Source organism: Bartonella sp. AA74HLJMH (assembly GCF_042197045.1).
Lineage (GTDB): Bacteria > Pseudomonadota > Alphaproteobacteria > Rhizobiales > Rhizobiaceae > Bartonella.
Genome location: NZ_JBHIRJ010000111.1, coordinates 1 through 946 on the forward strand (window position 1 = coordinate 1; position 946 = coordinate 946).

Below are 946 nucleotides of genomic sequence, written 5' to 3' on the forward strand. Positions count from 1 at the left end.
CCTTTCTTCATATTGAAGCTGTTTTTGTTCGCACGACTTTTCACTCAAACTGAAACCCTTGACAAAAGAAGGCGTTGCTTTTTCTTGTATTGCAGCAGTAAAATTTTCTTGATACCAATCACTAGGACTTACATAATTATCCGTAATCCTTGCTATTTGCTTTATTATCCTAGGCTGAGGAAATCTCTTCTTATTTATGTAACGCGCTATTGATGTCTGTGTAACACCTATAGAGGCTGCAAACTCAGCGTAAGTAATATTATTCTTCAATAAATATGATTTTAGCTTAAACATTCCCAAATCATACCATAGTGGTATTTTTAATGCAAGAGATTTTTACCGTATTGGTATTTGAAAGATAATTTTTTTTTTATAGGATAAGAATCATGAATAACTTAAAATTTTTCAGAGAGAAAATGGGCTTAAGCTCTAAAAAGTTAGCTGAATTAGCAGGTACGAGTCAACCACAGATTTTTCGCTTAGAAAATGGTCATCGGAAGTTAACAAAAGAATGGGCTATACGTTTAGCACCTCACTTATCCGTTACCCCTAAACAATTGATGTTTTCAGAACAGGAGACAAATAACTTAGATGCACAAATAGAAGATATGCTCGAACATCTAAGTTATGATAACAAAGTCAAACTTCTTGATCTTCTTTCTTCATTTTATCAAGAAAAGAAATAATAAATTTCTTTTTTTCATCCTCTGTTAATTTTTTCCAAAACGCTAATATTTTTTCATCAATCAATAGATTTTTATCCATTATTTCACCCCTTCCAAATATAAAATAAAAAAAATAACCATTTTGGTATTGACTCAACATTACCATAATGGTATAAACATCTCATAAACCACGCACAAACAATTGCCAAGAGGCGTTAGGGAGGAAAAATTATGGATAAGCCAATTCTTATAAATTCTGATGAAATCTTATTAGTTGTCTA

The 946-nt window shown here is 31.3% G+C and carries 2 protein-coding genes; one reads left to right on the forward strand and one right to left on the reverse strand.

What is annotated here, in order from left to right; all coding sequences use genetic code 11:
• On the reverse strand, window positions 1–294 hold a 294-nt coding region (locus ACFINH_RS10020), incomplete at its 3' end, for a helix-turn-helix domain-containing protein (RefSeq protein WP_375633022.1).
• A gap of 92 nt (window positions 295–386) precedes the next feature.
• Here ACFINH_RS10020 and ACFINH_RS10025 point away from each other — a divergent pair.
• On the forward strand, window positions 387–686 hold the full coding sequence (locus ACFINH_RS10025) for a helix-turn-helix domain-containing protein (protein WP_015856266.1): 300 nt from the start codon (window positions 387–389) through the stop codon (window positions 684–686).
• Window positions 687–946: the final 260 nt, after the last annotated feature.